This is a genomic window from Ensifer sp. PDNC004, from assembly GCF_016919405.1.
Lineage (GTDB): Bacteria > Pseudomonadota > Alphaproteobacteria > Rhizobiales > Rhizobiaceae > Ensifer.
The window spans coordinates 2,907,289-2,924,815 of sequence record NZ_CP070353.1 but is presented as its reverse complement, the minus strand read 5'-3'; the positions used below and the strand labels follow the sequence as shown (position 1 = coordinate 2,924,815).

The window sequence follows — 17,527 nt, the reverse complement described above, 5'->3', positions numbered from 1 at the left end:
GGGAACCTGAATGATGACATCTTCGCTCGTCCTGGCCTCGGCCAGCCCGTTTCGCCGGGCGCTCCTGGAAAATGCCGGTCTGGTCTTTAAAGCGAGGGCAGCCGAGATCGATGAGCGCGCGCTGGAAAAGCCGCTTGAAGATAAAGGTGCAGCACCCGAGACCGTCGCTCTCGAACTGGCGGAAGCAAAGGCGCGGGATGTGGCGCGGCATTTTTCAGGGGCGCTGGTGATCGGTTCCGATCAGACGATGTCCCTGGGCTCGCGGGTCTACCACAAGCCGAAGACCATGGCGGAAGCCGCGGCTCACCTGCTTTCGCTTTCCGGCCAGACGCACCGCCTGAACAGTGCGATCGTGCTTCTTCGTGGTGACGAGGTTGTCTGGCGGCACGTGTCGTCCGCCCACATGACAGTACGACCGCTGACAGTGGAGTTCGTCGAGCGTCATCTGGAGCGTGTCGGCGAGAAGGCTCTTTCGAGCGTCGGCGCCTACCAGCTGGAAGGTGAGGGCATCCAGCTCTTCGAAAAGATCGAGGGCGACTACTTCACCATCCTCGGTCTTCCGATGCTGCCGCTGCTTTCCAAACTTCGCGAACTGGGAACGATCGATGCGTGATTCACGTGAAACATTTGTTAACCACGCCTTCGTCACCGGCTACCCGATCAAGCATTCCCGGTCGCCGTTGATCCATGGTTATTGGCTGAAAAAGCTCGGTCTGCCCGGCAGCTACCGCGCCCATGAGGTCAAGCCCGAAGACTTCGCCGCCTTCGTGGCCAGCCTCAAGGATGGGACATCCGGTTTCAGCGGCGGCAATGTCACCATTCCCCATAAGGAAGTGGCCTGTCGGCTGGCGGATCAGCCGGATGAGCTGAGCCAGGAACTCGGCGCTGCCAACACGCTGTGGGTTCAGGACGGAAAGGTGCATGCCACCAACACCGACGGCCGCGGCTTCGTTGCCAACCTCGACGAGCGGGCGGCCGGTTGGGACAAAACGTCGACGGCGGTCATCCTCGGCGCCGGCGGCGCCAGCCGGGCGATCATCCAGGCTGTTCGCGACCGTGGCATCAAGACGATCCATGTCGTCAACCGCACCGTCGAACGGGCGCAGGAACTTGCCGACCGGTTCGGCCCGGCGGTCGAAGCCCACCCGATGGGCGCACTCAAGGACGCAATGACCGGCGCAGGCCTGTTCATCAACACCACCTCACTCGGCATGGACGGCAGCGAAGCACCGGCAATCGATTTCGGTCTCATGTCTTCGAGCGCCATCGTCACGGATATCGTCTATGTTCCCTTGAAGACGCCGATGCTGGCGCAGGCAGAGGCGCAAGGCCTTGCGACCGTCGACGGTCTGGGCATGCTTCTGCATCAGGCGGTGCCCGGCTTCGAACTCTGGTTCGGCTGTCGGCCGACGGTGGACGCCGCACTTCGACAACTGATTATCGACGACATGGACAGGCACTGATGATTATCCTCGGGCTCACCGGATCGATCGCCATGGGCAAGTCGACGACTGCCCAGATGTTTCGCGACTTCGGGGTGCCGGTGAACGATGCCGACGAGGTCGTGCATCAGCTCTATAGCGGCGAGGCGGTTGCACCCGTGGAAGCGGCCTTTCCCGGAAGCACGAGAGATGGAAAGGTCGATCGCGCCGAACTTTCGCGCCAGCTCGTTCAGGCGCCGGAACGGCTGCGCGAACTTGAGGCGATCGTCCATCCGCTGGTGCGCGGCAAGGAGCAGGAGTTCCTTGCGGAAAACCGCGCCGCCAATGCGCCCTTTGTGGTCCTCGACATTCCTCTTCTGTTTGAAACGGGCGCGGAAAAGCGGGTCGATCACGTCGTCGTCGTGACCTGTTCGGCCGAGCTGCAACGCCAAAGGGCGCTGAAGCGCCCAGGGATGACCGAGGAAAAACTTGCGATGATCCTTGCGCGGCAGGTGCCGGACAGCGAAAAGCGTAAACGCGCCGACTACATCATCGATACCAGCGACAGTTTCGACGTCACCCGGGCCCAGGTGAAGGCCGTCGTCGACCAACTCGCAGCCAGCAACGGAGACGCGGATGCGTGAGATCATCTTCGATACGGAAACGACAGGCCTCGACAATCGCGAGGACCGGGTGATCGAAATCGGCGGTGTCGAGCTCGAGAACCAGTTCCCGACCGGCCGCACGCTGCACATCTTCGTCAATCCCGGCAGCCGCAAGGTTCACCCGGATGCACTCGCCATCCACGGGATCACCGACGAGTTCCTGAAGGACAAGCCGCCCTTTGCCGATGTGGTCGAGGAGATCCTCGCGTTCTTTGGCGATGCCCGCTGGGTCGCGCACAACGCCACCTTCGACATAGGCTTCATCAACGCGGAGTTTGCGCGCCTGGGCATGCCGCCGATCGCCATCGAGCGGGTGACCGACACGCTCGCGCTCGCCCGCCGCAAACATCCGATGGGGCCGAACTCGCTCGACGCGCTTTGCCGTCGTTACGGCATCGACAATTCGCACCGCGCCAAGCACGGCGCGCTTCTCGACTCCGAGCTGCTGGCGGAAGTCTATATCGAGATGATCGGCGGCCGTCAGGCGGCCCTCGGTCTCGTGTCCAGCAAATCGAGCGATCAGGCGATCGAACTCGACGACGCGCCGATCCTTATCGGCCAGCGGCCGCGCCCTTTGCCGAACCGGCTCTCGGAGGCTGACCTGGCCGCCCATGCGGCGTTGATCGCAAAGATCGGTTCCAAGGCGATCTGGACAAAATACGAACCTCAGGAATGAGGCAGGTACGAAAAAGCCCGGCACATTTGCCGGGCTTTTCGTTTCAGCAATCTGAAATTCGATCAGTTTGCGGTTTCGTTCGAAACCTGGGCGCGAACCTTTTCTTCGGCCATGCGCTGGGCAAACATCTGCGCGAAGTCGATCGGGTCAATCATCAGCGGCGGGAAGCCGCCGTTGCGGGTTGCGTCGGCAACGATCTGACGGGCGAACGGGAACAGCAGGCGCGGGCACTCGATGAAGAGCAGCGGCAGCATGTGCTCCTGCGGGAACCCGGCAACGCGGAAGACGCCGCCATAGGCGAGTTCGACGTTGAACAGAACGCGGTCGCCGTCCTTGGCTTCTGCGTTCAGCGAGAGCACGACGTCGAAATCGTTCTCTGCGAGCGGGTTTGCATTGACGTTGACGTTGATATTGATCGCCGGCGCCTTGTCACGGGCCTGCAGCGAACGCGGCGCGCCCGGGTTTTCGAAGGAAAGGTCCTTGATATACTGGGCGAGGATGTTCAGCGTCGGGCTCTGCTGCGCGCTGCCGTTGCCGTTGGATGCGGTATCAGTCGTCATAAGGGTTCCTCGACAAAAATAGGTGAGGCCATCTAGCATTTCGGCCTAGGGCTTACAACCCTGCGGGCCCGGCGCTTTCCAGCGGAAGCGCGGCTTTCCGCTCCAAGCGGAGAGCTGAAAGAATGCTCCGGAATATGGGCGATAGCGTGCCGTTCCTGCATTCTGCCGGCATGGCCTTGGCTAGGGCCGGCGGCGATCGCCGACCGGCGGCGGGTCCTCGTCGTCCGTCCGCGAAAATTCGCCGTCTTCCAGATCGATGACCCGCGGCGAGGGGCCCCGTTCGCGCGGCCGTGTCCAACCGGCACCGGAAGCAGTGGTCACGATCGTCATTCGCTTGCGCAGGAAACCGGCAACCGCATTGCGCACGAAAGGCAAAAACAGCAGGAGGCCGATCACGTCGCTGACGAAGCCCGGTACCACCAGCAGGATCGCCGCGACGAACAACAATGCGCCGCCAAGCACCTCCCGGCCCGGGTCGCTGCCGTTGCGCGCGGCGTCCTGCATCCGACGAATGACGGTAAATCCCTGGACTCTCAGCAGGATAACGCCGACAAATGCACTGGCAAGAACCAGAAGCAACGTCATCAGGAGGCCGATCTCTCGGCCGACGACAACGAAACCGGCGATCTCGGCCAGCGGAAGCCCGAGGATGGCAAGGGGGATAAGAAATGAACGCATCGATGCTGCCCGAAAATGTAACCTGGTGTCACATCCCCGTCTAAGGGTGCGACATCGCCATTTGAATGATCTATTCTTGCGGACTATATGGAATAGCCACGAGAAATTCTAACAGCGGTTCCGGGTGGAAATGGGCTCTTTTGACTTCATCACGTTTTTTTTCCTGATCGCCGCGGTGGTCATTTTCCTGCAACTGCGCAGCGTCTTGGGCCGACGGACCGGGAGCGAGCGGCCGCCGTTCGATCCGTATTCGCCACGCGACATGAGTCAGGGGCCGGATAACGGCGACAAGGGCAAGGTCGTGCAATTGCCGCGCCGCGAGAATGCGGACGAAGAAGCGAACCGCTACGAAGCGATCGACGCCTTCGCCAAGACCGGAACGACGCTGAACACCCAGCTGCGGGCGTTGAGCGATGCGGATCAGGGTTTCGATCCCAAGGAATTCGTCAACGGCGCCAAGATGGCCTACGAGATGATCGTCATGGCTTTCGCGGACGGCGACCGCAAGACGCTGAAGAATCTGCTGTCCCGCGAGGTCTATGAAGGCTTCGACGCGGCGATCACCGATCGCGAGCGCAAGGGCGAAGTCGTCAAGTCCACCTTCGTCGGCATCGACAAGGCGGACATCATTCACGCCGAAGTGAAGGACAGCGAAGAAAACATCACCGTTCGCATCGTCAGCCAGCTGATCTCGGCGACCTACGACAAGCAGGGCGGCCTGATCGACGGCGACGCCGAGTCGGTTGCGGAGGTCAACGATCTCTGGACCTTCGCGCGCGACATTCGCTCGCGGGATCCGAACTGGAAGCTGATCGCCACCGAATCCGAAAACTGAGCGGACGCGGTACCGATGTCCTATCGACTTGAGCCAGCCCGTTTCTCCGAGCTTCCGGGCTGGCAGGATGATGATCCGACCACGGTGATCGAGGCGATGCGTCGCTGTCACCAGCATGTCTCGACGGTCAAACCCTATCGCACGGGTTCTCTCGGGATTTCGGTCGACGATCTCGCGCCGGCCTTCTCCGCATCGCAGCAGCAGGTGGAAAACGCAGGGAACGCGCGAGCGTTTTTCGAAGCGCAGTTCGTCCCCTTCCGGATCATGCCCGAGACGGGTTCCGGTTTTGTCACGGCCTTCTACGAGCCCGAGATCGATGTCCGCGCCGAACCGGACGAGACCTATCGTTATCCGCTCTACCGCCGGCCGGACGATCTGGTCGATGTTCATGACGGCAACCGGCCGGAGGGCATGGATCCCTACTTTGCATTCGGCCTCTCCGAGGGTGGACGGATCAGCGAGTATCCGGACAGGCAGGCGATCGAGCAGGGCCATCTGGCCGGCCGCGGTCTGGAGATCGCCTATGCGAAGTCCAAGGTCGAGATCTTCTTCGTTCATGTGCAGGGTGCCGCACGGCTCCGGTTCCCGGATGGTTCGCGTCGTCGCGTCACTTATTCGGCCAAGACCGGGCACTATTTCTCAGCGGTCGGCAAATTGCTGATCGAGCGAGGCAAGATCGATGCCGCCACCGTTTCGATGATGAGCATTCGCGACTGGCTGGAAGCCCATCCCGACGAGGTCGACGAGGCTCTCTGGCACAACCGGTCGTTCATCTTCTTCCGCGAGGCAGAGGTCGAGGACGAGCGGTTGGGGCCGATTGCCGCCGCCAAGGTCTCGCTCGAGCCGAACCGCTCATTGGCCGTCGATCGGCTGATCCATACCTTTGGCGTTCCCTTTTTTATCGCGAGCGAGAGCCTGACGCGGCTCGATGACGGAAAGTCCTTCCAGCGTCTGATGCTGGCGCTCGATACCGGCTCGGCGATCGTCGGCCCGGCTCGCGGCGATATCTTCACCGGGTCCGGTTTCGAGGCTGGCGAACGGGCCGGAGCGGTTCGCAACGCGGCCGACTTCTACGTCTTCGTTCCCAAGGCGGCCGCGGCCCGTTACGGCCATGGCTAAGGACAAGAAGCTCTCGGCCGAGGATCGCATTCTCTGGGGCAAGGTTGCCCGGTCGGCGAGACCGATGCCCGGTCGGCTCGTAGACCTCATGGAGATTCTGGCCGAGGCCGAACAGGCAAAGCCTCCGGAAGAGGTGAAGGCAAAGCAGCAGCGGCAGCAGCCGGCAACGGCGGCCGAGCAATCGGGTATAGCGCTGACGAAGAAGCCCGGCGAAAAAGTGCATCATCCTCTGGAGCGACCGGTCAAGCGCAAGCTGGCCAAGGGGCACCTGGTGCTCGAGGGGCGGATCGACCTGCACGGCATGATCCAGAGCGAAGCCCATGGTCTTCTTCTGCAGTTTCTGCTGAGGGCGCACGAGCGGGGGCTGCGGCATGTGCTCGTCATTACCGGCAAGGGCACCTCGTTTGGCAGTGACGGCGCCTTGAAGCGAGCCGTGCCGCTCTGGTTCTCGCTTCCGGAGTTCCGGCCGCTGATCTCATCCTATGAACCGGCCGCCCGAAACCATGGCGGCGAGGGCGCTCTCTATGTTCGCCTGGCGCGGGTGAGGGGCAGCGCGCTATGACGCCCTTCGGCCAGGCTCTGCGCGAACTCCGGCACCGCAAGGGCGTGTCGCAGAAGGAGATGGCGAAGGCGATCGGTGTCTCTGCGGCTTATCTCTCGGCGCTCGAGCACGGAAAGCGCGGTGCACCGAGCTTCGATTTCCTCCAGCGCGTCACCGGCTACTTCAACGTGATCTGGGACGAGGCGGAGGATTTGTTCCGCATCGCCAATGTTTCCTCGCCGAAAACGGTGCTCGACACGTCGGGTCTAACGCCCGAGCACACCGCATTTGCGAACCGTCTGAGCGAGCAAATTCGCGCTTTGTCTCCGGAGACGATCCGCAAGCTGGAAGATGTTTTGGAAAAAGCCACATTTCCTGATAATGACAGGGGATGAATGCTTGTTTCCGGCCGCTGCCCGGCGGTCCGGGATTTGGAACCGTGGACAAATTTCCTATAGTCCGCGAGGCGTCCGAGACGTGATTCGCAACGAATCACCATGTCCGAAGAACCTGGAAAGACCCGTACCGTATGACCGATACTCCTGAAACCGCAGCCGGCGCCAGCGCCGAATATGGTGCCGATTCCATCAAGGTGTTGAAGGGCCTCGACGCCGTACGCAAGCGGCCGGGCATGTATATCGGCGACACGGACGATGGCTCCGGCCTTCATCACATGGTGTACGAAGTCGTCGACAACGCCATCGACGAGGCGCTTGCCGGCCACGCCGACGTGGTCACGGTGACGCTCAATCCGGACGGATCCGTAACCGTGACCGACAACGGTCGCGGCATCCCGACCGGCATCCACAAGGAAGAGGGTATCTCGGCCGCCGAGGTCATCATGACCCAGCTGCACGCCGGCGGTAAATTCGACCAGAACTCCTACAAGGTTTCAGGCGGCCTGCATGGCGTTGGCGTGTCGGTGGTCAACGCGCTTTCGGTCTCCTTGAAGCTGAAGATCCGCCGCGACGGCAAGATCCACGAGATGAGCTTCACCCACGGCGTCGCCGATGGTCCGCTCGCCGTCACCGGCGATGCGGGTGACGCGACAGGCACCGAGGTGACGTTCCTGCCGAGCGCCGAGACCTTCTCCAAGACCGAGTTCGACTATAGCACGCTCGAACATCGCCTGCGTGAACTCGCCTTCCTCAATTCCGGCGTCCGCATCATGCTGACCGACAAGCGCCATTCCGACGTCCGGCAGGACGAGCTGATGTATGAGGGCGGCCTCGAAGCCTTCGTCGCCTATCTCGACCGCGCGAAGAAGCCGCTGGTGCACAAGCCGGTGGCTATCCGTGGCGAAAAGGACGGCATCACCGTCGAAGTGGCGATGTGGTGGAATGACAGCTACCACGAAAACGTGCTCTGCTTCACCAACAACATCCCGCAGCGCGACGGCGGTACGCATATGGCGGGCTTCCGCGGGGCGCTGACCCGACAGGTCACGTCCTATGCCGATACGTCAGGCATCACGAAGCGGGAAAAGGTCACGCTTCAGGGCGAAGACTGCCGCGAAGGCCTGACGGCCGTGCTCTCGGTCAAGGTTCCCGATCCGAAGTTCTCGTCGCAGACCAAGGACAAGCTGGTATCGTCGGAAGTGCGGCCGGTGGTCGAAAGCCTCGTCAACGAGGCGCTGAGCACCTGGTTCGAGGAACACCCCACCGAAGCCAAGATCCTGGTCGGCAAGGTCGTCGAAGCGGCTGCCGCGCGCGAAGCCGCCCGTAAGGCCCGCGAATTGACCCGCCGCAAGGGCGCGCTCGACATTTCCTCGCTGCCCGGCAAGCTGGCAGACTGCTCCGAACGCGATCCGGCAAAATCCGAAGTCTTCCTGGTGGAAGGTGACTCGGCCGGTGGTTCCGCCAAGCAGGGCCGGTCGCGCGAAAACCAGGCGATCCTGCCGCTGCGCGGCAAGATCCTCAACGTTGAGCGTGCACGCTTCGACAAGATGCTGTCGAGCCAGGAAATCGGCACGCTGATCACCGCGCTCGGCACCTCGATCGGCAAGGACGAGTTCAACGCCGACAAGCTGCGCTACCACAAGATCATCATCATGACGGACGCCGACGTCGACGGCGCCCACATCCGTACGCTGCTGCTCACCTTCTTCTTCCGGCAGATGCCGGAACTGATCGAGCGCGGCCACATCTATATCGCCCAGCCGCCGCTCTATAAGGTGACGCGCGGCAAGTCGGCGCAGTATCTCAAGAACGAACAGGCGCTCGAAGATTACCTGATCTCGATGGGTCTCGAGGAAGCGACGCTGCAGCTTGAATCGGGCGAAGTCCGCGCCGGGCAGGACCTGCGCGAGGTGATCACTGACGCGCTGCGCCTGCGTAACCTCATGAACGGGCTTCACTCGCGCTACAACCGGGCGATCGTCGAGCAGGCGGCCATTGCCGGCGCGCTGAACGTCGAACTCAACGGCCAGCGCGACGAATACGAAAAGACCGCCGCCGAAATCGCCCGCCGTCTCGACGTGATCGCCGAGGAAACCGAGCGCGGCTGGACCGGTACCGTTACCAGCGAAGGCGGACTTCGGTTCGAACGCATGGTGCGCGGCGTCAAGGAAGCCGCGGTGCTCGATATGGCGCTGATCGGTTCGTCCGATGCGCGCTACATCGACCAGCTGGCGTCGAAGTTGAAGGAAGTCTACTCGGCACCTCCGGTATTGCGTCGCCGTGACGGCACGCAGGAGATCAGCGGTCCGCGCGCGCTTCTCGACGCGATCTTCGCCGCCGGCCGCAAGGGCCTGTCGATGCAGCGCTACAAGGGTCTGGGCGAAATGAACGCCGAGCAGCTTTGGGAAACGACGCTCGATCCGAACGTCCGCTCGCTGCTTCAGGTCCGGGTGACCGACGCCACCGACGCGGACGGTCTGTTCTCGCGTCTGATGGGCGACGAGGTCGAGCCGCGTCGCGATTTCATTCAGGAAAACGCGCTGAGCGTCGCCAACCTCGACATCTGATCGAGGTCATTGCGGAGACAAAAAGAAAATCCCGGCCTGAGAGCCGGGATTTTTGTTTGTGCTTCACTCGCCCTTGAACCGGCCCTCGAAGGCGAATTCGTCGACCGGCTTGCGCTGGCTCGGAATTTCGCGTGCGCGCAGATCGTCCGGCAATGTCGAGGGATCGGCGAGCCGGCCGATCGCGACGGCGGCTTCGACCCGGTAGTGTTCGGGAACGCTCAGGACGTGCATCGCCTTGTCGCGATCGATGCCCGCCATGCCGTGGGTGTGCCAGCCCGCAAGCGAGGCCTGCAAGGCGAGGCTGTACCAGGCCGCCCCGGTATCGAAGGCGTGGGTATAGGCATGCCGCATTTCGCCGTTCTGTGCTGCATTATGCGTTCTTGAAATCACGATCAGCAGTGCTGCCGCATTCTTCGCCCAGCGTTGGTTTCCCTCGTCGAGCGTTTCGAGCAGCACCGGGAAGCGATCCGTGCCGCGGCGCGCATAAACGAAACGCCAGGGTTGGCGGTTGCTGGCAGACGGCGCCCAGCGGGCCGCTTCGAAGAAGGAAAGCAGGGTCTTTTCGTCGATTTCCTCGCTGGTGAAGGCGCGGGGCGACCAGCGCTCGATGAACATGGCATCGATCGGATGGTCAGCTTTTCTGTTGTCGGTCGCCGTCATGGACATGCCTCTTCTCGGTGTCGCGTGAACTTGGGAACGCCGCCGGACCGACGGGCGGCCCATGGTTTGATTCGTTTCGAACGCTACATGAGGACGGATGGCGAAGGAACGGGTTGGATGCACGCAAACGTGAGCGTCCGTTCGCCTAGTGCGCCTCAGGAAATTGCAGAAACGGCGACTTGGGGTCATTGCTGTTTCCAAGAAAAAAGTTGTATAAGTTCTGTAGGATTTGAGAGAGGACGGATCATGTCGTTTAAGGACCCATCATTGTTTCGCCAGGCAGCGCTTATCGGCGGCGAGTGGATCGAGGCGGACGAGGCAAACGCGATCGAGGTGAACAACCCGGCGACGGGTGAAATCATCGGTCGCGTGCCGAAGCTCGGCGCCAAGGAAACCAAGGCTGCGATCGAGGCCGCGCGTGTCGCCCAGAAGGGCTGGGCAGCGCGCACGGCCAAGGACCGCGCCGGTGTCCTGCGCAAATGGTTCGAGCTGATGATCGAGAACAAGGAGGATCTCGGCCGCATCCTGACGCTGGAGCAGGGCAAGCCGCTGGCCGAAGCGACCGGCGAAATCGTCTATGGCGCAAGCTTCGTCGAGTGGTTCGCCGAAGAGGCGCGCCGTCTCTATGGCGACCTGATCCCCGGCCACCAGCCCGACAAGCGCATTCTGGTCATGAAGCAGCCGATCGGGGTCGTCGCGGCGATCACGCCCTGGAACTTCCCCAATGCGATGATCACCCGCAAGGCCGGCCCGGCCTTTGCCGCCGGCTGCGCCATGGTGCTGAAGCCGGCCGCCCAGACGCCGTTCTCGGCGATTGCGATCGCGATTCTGGCCGAGCGCGCCGGCCTGCCCAAGGGCCTTTTCAGCGTCATCACCGGTTCCGCCCGCGAGATCGGCGCCGAGATGACTTCGAACCCCGTCGTGCGCAAGCTCACCTTCACTGGCTCGACCGAAGTGGGTGCGGAACTCTATCGCCAGAGCGCGGCCACGATCAAGAAGCTCGGCCTGGAGCTTGGCGGCAACGCGCCCTTCATCGTCTTTGACGATGCCGATCTCGACGCGGCTGTCGAAGGCGCGCTGATCGCCAAGTTCCGCAACAACGGCCAGACCTGCGTCTGCGCCAACCGCATCTATGTGCAGGATAAGGTCTATGACGCCTTCGCCGACAAGCTCGCCAAGGCCGTCGCCAAGCTGAAGATCGGCAACGGCGTCGACGAGGGCGTGATCCTCGGCCCGCTGATCGACAAGGCGGCGCTGGAGAAGGTGGAGGAACATGTCGCCGACGCCACGTCGAAGGGTGCTCGCGTCATCCAGGGCGGCAAGCGTCACACCCTCGGCGGCACCTTCTACGAGGCGACGGTTCTGGCTGACGTCACCCAGGCGATGGCGGTTGCACGCGAGGAAACGTTTGGGCCGGTCGCACCGCTCTTCCGCTTCACCGACGAGGCGGACGTGGTCGAGCAGGCAAACGACACCGAGTTCGGCCTTGCCTCCTATTTCTATGCCAAGGATCTTGCGCGTGTTTTCCGGGTGGCCGAAGCGCTGGAATACGGCATGGTCGGCGTCAACACCGGGCTGATCTCCACGGCCGAAGCGCCGTTCGGCGGCGTCAAGCTGTCTGGCCTCGGACGCGAGGGCTCGCGCTACGGCATCGAGGAGTTCACCGAGATCAAATACGTCTGCCTCGGCGGCGTTGCGTAAGATACGGTACCCAATCTGAAAAACCGGCCGGAAAGTTCTGGCCGGTTTTTTTCTTTGCCGGTAGAAATCTCGTAATTGCGGGATCGAGGCATCGCTCGTCCCGTCGCATTGCAGGAGGAGACGACCCATGCCGGCACCGAAGAACCCCTTCAAAGCAGCGCTGCGCGAAAACCGCTTCCAGCTCGGGCTGTGGGTGGCGCTTGCCAGCCCCTATGCAGCCGAAGTGGTGTCCGGCAGCGGTTACGACTGGCTGCTGCTCGACGGCGAGCACGCGCCGAACGACATTCCGTTGCTGTCGGCGCAGTTTCGTGCCGTCGCCGCATCGGCGAGCCACCCGATGGTTCGCCTGCCGGTGGGCGATACCGTGCTGATCAAGCAGATCCTCGACACCGGCGTGCAGACGCTCCTGATCCCCATGGTCGAAAGCCTGGCGCAGGCGCAGCAGCTGGTGCGCGCCACCCGCTATCCGCCGCATGGTATTCGCGGCGTCGGCGCCGCCCTCGGGCGCGCCTCTGAGTTCGGCCGCATCGGCGATTATCTCCAGACCGCCGGCGATGAAATCTGCCTGATCCTGCAGATCGAAAGCCGCGCAGGTCTTGCCGCCATCGACGAGATTGCCGCACTCGATGGCGTCGACGGCCTCTTCATCGGTCCCTCCGATCTGGCCGCCGACATGGGTTATCTCGGCAAGCCAGGCCATCCGGAGGTGCGCGCGGCGATTGCCGACGCGTTCGAGCGCATCGAGAAGGCCGGCAAGGCACGTGGCATCATGACGCTCGATCTCGAGCAGGCGCGCGACTATCGCGAGATGGGCGCTGATTTCATGGCGATCGGCACGGATGTCACCTCCCTCGTGCGTGCGACGACGACGCTGCGCCAGGAGTTTCTCGGCGAAGAGATGTCGGCTCCGAAGAAGCAAGAATCCGGCTACTGATCGCAGATTGCCTGGAGTTCGGGCATCGCTACGCCCGGGCTCCAGCGCCGCAAATCGACGATCCGCCGCTCGATCTTTTCGCGGTGGTGGTTGGCGATATCGCTGAGGCGGTGATCGAGGAACGGGTTTCTGAAGCGTTCCAGCGTCGCGACAACATAGTCTGCCGCTTCGCTCTCCAGGCCCTTTGCAGCAAAGGCCGGAATCACGTCGGATCGATAGATACGTTCTAGCCGCATGGCGATGTCGGGATCGGCCAGGATTTCCCGCACAGTCTCCTTCGGGTCGCGGCCTTGCCTAAGCCAGAGATCGGCCAGCACCGTGTGGCCGAGATTGAGGATGTGGAGCTTCAGCTTCTCGTAAGGTGTCAGGTCATCCACGAGCTTTACACAGGGGTGGATGCATGGGGGCCGCAAGCCGGGCTGGTTTTCGATTGCCCAGAGCGCATAGGGCTCGGCAATGGCACCGGCCGGCTCGAGCGGCTCGGAGACGATGCGGTCGACCAGCGTATTCGCCCAGACGACATCCTTGTCCAGCCAGTCGGCAAAGGCTTTGTCTTTCACCCGCTGCGCCGCGAGCCGCAGCATCAGCGCCTTCAGCACGTCGCCGTTGCGCGATACCAGTTCACAGGGAAGCATCGTCAGGGGACGGCCGCCTGCATCGAAGCGCGCCTTCAAGAGCAGAAGCAGCTTGCCCGGAAAGGAACGCGGAACTTCCGCTATCGGATCGTCCTCGCCGACCTGGTAGCCCGTGTCGCCGGTGTTGGAGATCAGGATTTCGGCCTCCTCGGCGACAATCGCCCGGATCTCGCTCCAGTTTTGGGCGGTTGAAAGCGCGCGCGCGACGCTTGTCACGTGCTGTGTCGCGTCGATCCTCTCGCCTCCCTGGATGCCACGGATGATGACCGGAAACCCTCCCGGGAGGGCGAGGGCTGCAAGCCGCCCGGACCGTTCGCTCGACCCTGTCGTTTGCACGATCGTGATCGAACCGGGCGCTTCTCCCTTCTTCAGTGCTTGGCTGATGAAGAGATCGGCATGCGCCTGAAGGAAACGGCTCGTCCCGAATTGCACGATCGGCGTCGGCATGCGTAGGCTCCGATAGCTGGCTATGGAATGGATTGGAGAAGGGTTTCGCGCGCCGACTGAAGGTGTCGCCGGCAGGCCTGTTCGGCCCTTGCCGGATCGTGCGAGCGCAGCGCTTCGATATAGGCGAGGTGTTCTTCCAGCGCACGGGCGTTGCGCTGGCGGGCATTCGTCTTGTTCCACTGGTAGTGATAGTGGAAGACGATCGCGATGATGTCGTAGAAATCGACGATGAAGCGGTTGCTCGATGCCTTGTGTACCAGCAGGTGAAACTGCTCGTCGAGTTCGGAAAACTCCCGGTAACGGTTGTCGATGTCGGCGAGGATGTCCCGGTGCAGGGCCTCGATTTCCCGAAGCTCATCCCAGGCCGGATGATCGTGGGGCAGGGAGACAAAGCGCGCGGCCGAGCGCAGCTCGAACATCTCGCGCACTTCCGTCAGTTCCAGCGCGAATTCGCGGGTAAAGCCCTTCAGGATCCAGTGGCTGTTCGGCCGCTTTTCGATCAGGCCGAAGCGGCTGAAGCGGATCAGGAACTCGCGCACGCTGGTCGTGCCGGTGCCAATGTCGCGTGCCAGTTCCAGTTCGTTGATCTGCATGCCCGGCTCGGCACCACCGGCGAGAATCCGGCGCATGAAGCTGCGCTCGATGATCTCGGCGAGTGAATCCGTCTCTTCCGTTGGAAAATAATCGTCGGGCCGGGGTTGGCGCAGCACGCTCTTCTTGCGCTTGTCCCAGGCGATCAGCTGCAGTTCCTCGAAGCGGCCAAGGATCGCCCGCACCGTCGTCCGGCTGACGCCGAGCATCTGCCCGAGCTCCGGCTCCGAGGGCAGCGAGGATGTGTCCGCCAGCAGCTTGAGGCAGCGGTTATAGGCATCCTTGAAGACGGTGTTCTGTTTTGCCATGGGCGACGTCCGGATCGTTCGAAGTTTTCTGCGCTTACGCGGAACGCTCCTCTATCCCGTCGCTCCGGTTTTGTCTGCGTCTGTCATCCATATCTGTTCCTCCCAGCCGCTCCGGGGCACCTCGGCCGTGCCGTCGATGTTTTTCGCTATAATACCCATTGACGGCAATCTGTCTATTGTAGATAAAAGACAGAACAAAAATCATTAGGGAGAAATTGGGTGTCTGCGCCGTCCACCATCCTGCTCGCACCGGAGGACAATGTTGTCGTGGCGACGCTGGCGATTGCCGCCGGCGACGTTCTGCCAAACGGCGTGCGCGCGGCGGCAAAGGTCGATGCCGGACACAAGATCGCCATCCGCGCCATCCGCGCCGGCGAACCGGTCGTCAAATATGCCCAGGCGATCGGCCGGGCGACCGCCGATATCGCGCCGGGTGACCACGTGCACGCCCATAACATCGCCTTCGACAAGGACCGCCTGGCGATCAGCCCTCAAGGGGCGCCCGAAGCGGCAAGCGATGCCGACAGGGCGCGCACCTTCATGGGCTATCGAAGAGGTGACGGCCGGGCGGCGACGCGAAACTACATCGGGGTCGTCGCCAGCGTGAACTGTTCCACCACCGTCTGTCGCGCCATCGCCGAGGAGGCGAACAGGCGCATCTTGCCGAGGTACGAAGGCATCGATGGTTTCGTGCCGATCGTGCACGATCAGGGCTGTGGCATGTCCTCGACCGGCGACGGCATGGCCAATCTGCACCGCACGCTCGCCGGCTACGCCCGCCATGTCAATTTCGGCGGCGTGCTGATGGTCGGCCTCGGCTGCGAGGTCAACCAGTTGACGCTCTATGGTCAAAGCGGCGCCGGCGCGGAGAAGCGCCATTTCAACATCCAGGAAGCCGGCGGCTCGCGTCGTTCCGTCGAAAAGGCGCTGGCCATCCTCGAGGAAATCGCTACCGAAGTCGGCAAGGAACGTCGCGTCGCTATCCCGGTCAGCGAGATCATCGTCGGTCTGCAATGTGGAGGGTCGGACGGGCTTTCGGGCATCACCGCTAACCCGGCGTTGGGTGCTGCGGTCGACATCCTTGCGGCCGCCGGCGGCACGGCGATCCTCTCCGAAACTTCGGAAATTTATGGCGCCGAGCACCTGTTGCGCAGCCGTGCCGTCAACGACGCGGTCGCGGTGAAACTCGATGGGCTGATTGCCTGGTGGGAGAACTATGTGGCGCTGCATGGCGCTTCGCTCGACAACAATCCTTCGCCGGGCAACAAACGGGGCGGCTTGACCACCATCCTTGAAAAATCACTCGGCGCCGTCGCCAAGGGCGGTCGCTCGCCGCTGAAGGCGGTCTACCGTTATGCCGAGCGGGTGACAGAGCACGGGCTCGTTTTTATGGATACCCCCGGCTACGACCCGGTATCGGCCACCGGCCAGGTCGCCGGTGGCGCCAATGTCATTGCCTTTACCACCGGCCGCGGCAGTTGTTTCGGCTGTCGCCCCGCGCCGTCGATCAAGCTCACCAGCAACACGGCGCTCTACCGGGCGATGGAAGAGGACATGGATATCGATTGCGGCGTGATCGCTTCGGGGGAGGCGAGCATAGCCGGGCTCGGCCGCGAGATCTTCGACCTGATCGTCGAGACCGCCTCGGGCCGCAAGACCAAGAGTGAGCTTTTCGGCTACGGCGATAATGAGTTCGTGCCCTGGCATTTGGGCGCAACGCTCTAAATACCTAAGGCATCCTGGGAGGAGGAAACGGGGAATGCAGACGAGACGGATCGGTCGAACCGACCTATCGGTGACCGAGTTTAGCTTCGGCGCCGCCGGTCTCGGCGGACTCTACCGCGAATGCACCCGCGACTCCGCGATCGCGACTCTGGACGCTGCCTGGCAGTCGGGTATGCGCTACTTCGATGTCGCGCCTTTCTACGGCCTCGGTCTCGCCGAGCGTCGTGTCGGCGACTTCCTGAGCGACAAGCCGCGTGATCAGTTCGTGCTTTCCACAAAGGTTGGTCGTCTCCTGCATCCGGTGCCGGAAGACAAGGTGCCGGACTATTCCTACGTGAATCCGCTCAATTTCGACGTCACCTACGACTACAGCTATGACGGCATCATGCGCTCGGTCGAGTTCAGCTATGCCCGGCTCGGGCTCAATCGCATCGACATCCTCTATGTGCACGATATCGGCGTCTACACCCATGGAGCCGCTCGCAATGCGATCTACCTGCGGCAATTGCTGGAGGGCGGCCTCAAGGCGTTGGAGGCGCTGAAATCCTCGGGAACGATCGCGGCCTATGGCCTCGGCGTCAACGAGGTGCCGGTCTGTCTCGACGTCCTGCGTCAGGCCGATCTCGACTGCATCCTGCTCGCCGGGCGTTACACGCTGCTCGACCGGTCCGCTGTCGCTGAACTGCTGCCGCTCTGCGAGAAGAAACAGACTTCGCTCGTCGTCGGTGGGGTGTTCAACTCGGGCATCCTGGCGACGGGACCGGTCGAAGGTGCGCATTTCGACTACATGCCGGCGACGGACGATATCCGGCAAAAGGTTGCCGCTATGGACGCGGTTGCGCGCGGCATGAATGTGCCGCTTGCCGCACCTGCCATGCAGTTTCCACTAGCCAGTCAGCAGGTCGCCTCGGTGCTACTCGGTACCGCCAAGCCGCAGAGCCTGGCGCGCAACATGGCGCTCGCCGAGTACCGGTTTTCCGCCGCCGATTTCGCGGCTTTTGAACCGTTCACACTGGTCGCACCGGAGCTCGGAGACGAGCCGGTTCGCGTCTAACGGACGGCGCCA

At 62.6% G+C, this 17,527-nt stretch carries 18 protein-coding genes; 13 read left to right on the top strand and 5 right to left on the bottom strand.

Annotation, left to right across the window (positions count from 1 at the left end; genetic code table 11):
- Window positions 1–13 precede the first annotated feature (13 nt).
- Genes JVX98_RS22520 through dnaQ form a run of 4 tightly spaced genes read left to right on the top strand, consistent with a single transcriptional unit; the run spans window position 14 to window position 2,762 of the window.
- A complete protein-coding gene (locus JVX98_RS22520) occupies window positions 14–613 on the top strand; it encodes a Maf-like protein (protein WP_192451532.1) in 600 nt (199 codons plus the stop codon).
- Window positions 606–1,463 (top strand): shikimate dehydrogenase, encoded by an 858-nt coding sequence (locus JVX98_RS22515; RefSeq protein ID WP_205237462.1) that lies wholly within the window; start codon window positions 606–608, stop codon window positions 1,461–1,463. Before JVX98_RS22520 ends, JVX98_RS22515 begins: the two co-directional genes overlap by 8 nt.
- The gene (coaE, locus tag JVX98_RS22510; protein WP_205237461.1) at window positions 1,463–2,065 is read left to right on the top strand and encodes a dephospho-CoA kinase; all 603 of its coding nucleotides are present in this window, start codon (window positions 1,463–1,465) and stop codon (window positions 2,063–2,065) included. The genes JVX98_RS22515 and coaE overlap by 1 nt, the downstream gene beginning before the upstream one ends.
- Window positions 2,058–2,762 (top strand): DNA polymerase III subunit epsilon, encoded by a 705-nt coding sequence (gene dnaQ / locus JVX98_RS22505; RefSeq protein WP_205237460.1) that lies wholly within the window; start codon window positions 2,058–2,060, stop codon window positions 2,760–2,762. Before coaE ends, dnaQ begins: the two co-directional genes overlap by 8 nt.
- 62 nt (window positions 2,763–2,824) lie before the next feature.
- Here the strand turns inward: dnaQ and secB are convergent, their stop codons facing one another.
- Both secB and JVX98_RS22495 read right to left on the bottom strand, forming a co-directional pair.
- Window positions 2,825–3,322: a protein-export chaperone SecB gene (gene secB / locus JVX98_RS22500; protein ID WP_043624236.1), complete on the bottom strand. Its 498-nt coding sequence runs from the start codon at window positions 3,320–3,322 to the stop codon at window positions 2,825–2,827.
- Between the two features lie 180 nt (window positions 3,323–3,502).
- The gene (locus JVX98_RS22495; RefSeq protein WP_205237459.1) at window positions 3,503–4,000 is read right to left on the bottom strand and encodes an FxsA family protein; all 498 of its coding nucleotides are present in this window, start codon (window positions 3,998–4,000) and stop codon (window positions 3,503–3,505) included.
- A gap of 130 nt (window positions 4,001–4,130) precedes the next feature.
- On the opposite strand from JVX98_RS22495, the gene JVX98_RS22490 reads away from it, so the two are divergent.
- The 5 genes from JVX98_RS22490 to gyrB all read left to right on the top strand — a co-directional run bounded on the left by JVX98_RS22490 (window position 4,131) and on the right by gyrB (window position 9,460).
- Window positions 4,131–4,835: a Tim44/TimA family putative adaptor protein gene (locus tag JVX98_RS22490; RefSeq protein ID WP_205237458.1), complete on the top strand. Its 705-nt coding sequence runs from the start codon at window positions 4,131–4,133 to the stop codon at window positions 4,833–4,835.
- A gap of 15 nt (window positions 4,836–4,850) precedes the next feature.
- On the top strand, window positions 4,851–5,954 hold the full coding sequence (locus JVX98_RS22485; RefSeq protein ID WP_205237457.1) for a murein transglycosylase A: 1,104 nt from the start codon (window positions 4,851–4,853) through the stop codon (window positions 5,952–5,954).
- On the top strand, window positions 5,947–6,516 hold the full coding sequence (locus JVX98_RS22480; RefSeq protein WP_205237456.1) for a Smr/MutS family protein: 570 nt from the start codon (window positions 5,947–5,949) through the stop codon (window positions 6,514–6,516). The genes JVX98_RS22485 and JVX98_RS22480 overlap by 8 nt, the downstream gene beginning before the upstream one ends.
- On the top strand, window positions 6,513–6,890 hold the full coding sequence (locus tag JVX98_RS22475) for a helix-turn-helix domain-containing protein (RefSeq protein WP_205237455.1): 378 nt from the start codon (window positions 6,513–6,515) through the stop codon (window positions 6,888–6,890). Before JVX98_RS22480 ends, JVX98_RS22475 begins: the two co-directional genes overlap by 4 nt.
- A gap of 134 nt (window positions 6,891–7,024) precedes the next feature.
- Window positions 7,025–9,460: a DNA topoisomerase (ATP-hydrolyzing) subunit B gene (gene gyrB / locus JVX98_RS22470; RefSeq protein ID WP_043624256.1), complete on the top strand. Its 2,436-nt coding sequence runs from the start codon at window positions 7,025–7,027 to the stop codon at window positions 9,458–9,460.
- A 63-nt stretch (window positions 9,461–9,523) separates the two neighbouring features.
- Here gyrB and JVX98_RS22465 read toward each other — a convergent pair whose 3' ends face one another.
- Window positions 9,524–10,120: a nitroreductase family protein gene (locus tag JVX98_RS22465; RefSeq protein ID WP_192451490.1), complete on the bottom strand. Its 597-nt coding sequence runs from the start codon at window positions 10,118–10,120 to the stop codon at window positions 9,524–9,526.
- A gap of 246 nt (window positions 10,121–10,366) precedes the next feature.
- On the opposite strand from JVX98_RS22465, the gene gabD reads away from it, so the two are divergent.
- Window positions 10,367–11,821 (top strand): NADP-dependent succinate-semialdehyde dehydrogenase, encoded by a 1,455-nt coding sequence (gabD, locus tag JVX98_RS22460; protein WP_205237454.1) that lies wholly within the window; start codon window positions 10,367–10,369, stop codon window positions 11,819–11,821.
- A gap of 127 nt (window positions 11,822–11,948) precedes the next feature.
- Window positions 11,949–12,755, top strand: a complete 807-nt coding sequence (gene hpaI / locus JVX98_RS22455; protein WP_205237453.1) for a 4-hydroxy-2-oxoheptanedioate aldolase — start codon at window positions 11,949–11,951, stop codon at window positions 12,753–12,755.
- On the opposite strand, the gene JVX98_RS22450 is transcribed toward hpaI, so the two are convergent.
- Complete coding sequence (locus JVX98_RS22450; RefSeq protein WP_205237452.1) at window positions 12,749–13,837, bottom strand: mannitol dehydrogenase family protein; 1,089 nt, start codon at window positions 13,835–13,837, stop codon at window positions 12,749–12,751. The genes hpaI and JVX98_RS22450 overlap by 7 nt on opposite strands.
- 20 nt (window positions 13,838–13,857) lie before the next feature.
- Complete coding sequence (locus tag JVX98_RS22445) at window positions 13,858–14,736, bottom strand: GntR family transcriptional regulator (protein WP_205237451.1); 879 nt, start codon at window positions 14,734–14,736, stop codon at window positions 13,858–13,860.
- A gap of 219 nt (window positions 14,737–14,955) precedes the next feature.
- On the opposite strand from JVX98_RS22445, the gene JVX98_RS22440 reads away from it, so the two are divergent.
- The gene (locus tag JVX98_RS22440) at window positions 14,956–16,461 is read left to right on the top strand and encodes a UxaA family hydrolase (protein ID WP_205237450.1); all 1,506 of its coding nucleotides are present in this window, start codon (window positions 14,956–14,958) and stop codon (window positions 16,459–16,461) included.
- 34 nt (window positions 16,462–16,495) lie between these two features.
- Window positions 16,496–17,515, top strand: coding sequence for an aldo/keto reductase (locus JVX98_RS22435; RefSeq protein WP_205237449.1), 1,020 nt, complete (start codon window positions 16,496–16,498; stop codon window positions 17,513–17,515).
- Window positions 17,516–17,527: the final 12 nt, after the last annotated feature.

What these genes read in the sequence shown, in the direction of transcription:
- JVX98_RS22520 (WP_192451532.1), top strand. Translation starts at nt 14, where the DNA reads ATGACATCTTCGCTCGTCCTGGCCTCGGCCAGCCCGTTTCGCCGGGCG.
- JVX98_RS22515 (WP_205237462.1), top strand. Translation starts at nt 606, where the DNA reads ATGCGTGATTCACGTGAAACATTTGTTAACCACGCCTTCGTCACCGGC.
- coaE (WP_205237461.1), top strand. Translation starts at nt 1,463, where the DNA reads ATGATTATCCTCGGGCTCACCGGATCGATCGCCATGGGCAAGTCGACG.
- dnaQ (WP_205237460.1), top strand. Translation starts at nt 2,058, where the DNA reads ATGCGTGAGATCATCTTCGATACGGAAACGACAGGCCTCGACAATCGC.
- secB (WP_043624236.1), bottom strand. Translation starts at nt 3,322, where the DNA reads ATGACGACTGATACCGCATCCAACGGCAACGGCAGCGCGCAGCAGAGC.
- JVX98_RS22495 (WP_205237459.1), bottom strand. Translation starts at nt 4,000, where the DNA reads ATGCGTTCATTTCTTATCCCCCTTGCCATCCTCGGGCTTCCGCTGGCC.
- JVX98_RS22490 (WP_205237458.1), top strand. Translation starts at nt 4,131, where the DNA reads ATGGGCTCTTTTGACTTCATCACGTTTTTTTTCCTGATCGCCGCGGTG.
- JVX98_RS22485 (WP_205237457.1), top strand. Translation starts at nt 4,851, where the DNA reads ATGTCCTATCGACTTGAGCCAGCCCGTTTCTCCGAGCTTCCGGGCTGG.
- JVX98_RS22480 (WP_205237456.1), top strand. Translation starts at nt 5,947, where the DNA reads ATGGCTAAGGACAAGAAGCTCTCGGCCGAGGATCGCATTCTCTGGGGC.
- JVX98_RS22475 (WP_205237455.1), top strand. Translation starts at nt 6,513, where the DNA reads ATGACGCCCTTCGGCCAGGCTCTGCGCGAACTCCGGCACCGCAAGGGC.
- gyrB (WP_043624256.1), top strand. Translation starts at nt 7,025, where the DNA reads ATGACCGATACTCCTGAAACCGCAGCCGGCGCCAGCGCCGAATATGGT.
- JVX98_RS22465 (WP_192451490.1), bottom strand. Translation starts at nt 10,120, where the DNA reads ATGACGGCGACCGACAACAGAAAAGCTGACCATCCGATCGATGCCATG.
- gabD (WP_205237454.1), top strand. Translation starts at nt 10,367, where the DNA reads ATGTCGTTTAAGGACCCATCATTGTTTCGCCAGGCAGCGCTTATCGGC.
- hpaI (WP_205237453.1), top strand. Translation starts at nt 11,949, where the DNA reads ATGCCGGCACCGAAGAACCCCTTCAAAGCAGCGCTGCGCGAAAACCGC.
- JVX98_RS22450 (WP_205237452.1), bottom strand. Translation starts at nt 13,837, where the DNA reads ATGCCGACGCCGATCGTGCAATTCGGGACGAGCCGTTTCCTTCAGGCG.
- JVX98_RS22445 (WP_205237451.1), bottom strand. Translation starts at nt 14,736, where the DNA reads ATGGCAAAACAGAACACCGTCTTCAAGGATGCCTATAACCGCTGCCTC.
- JVX98_RS22435 (WP_205237449.1), top strand. Translation starts at nt 16,496, where the DNA reads ATGCAGACGAGACGGATCGGTCGAACCGACCTATCGGTGACCGAGTTT.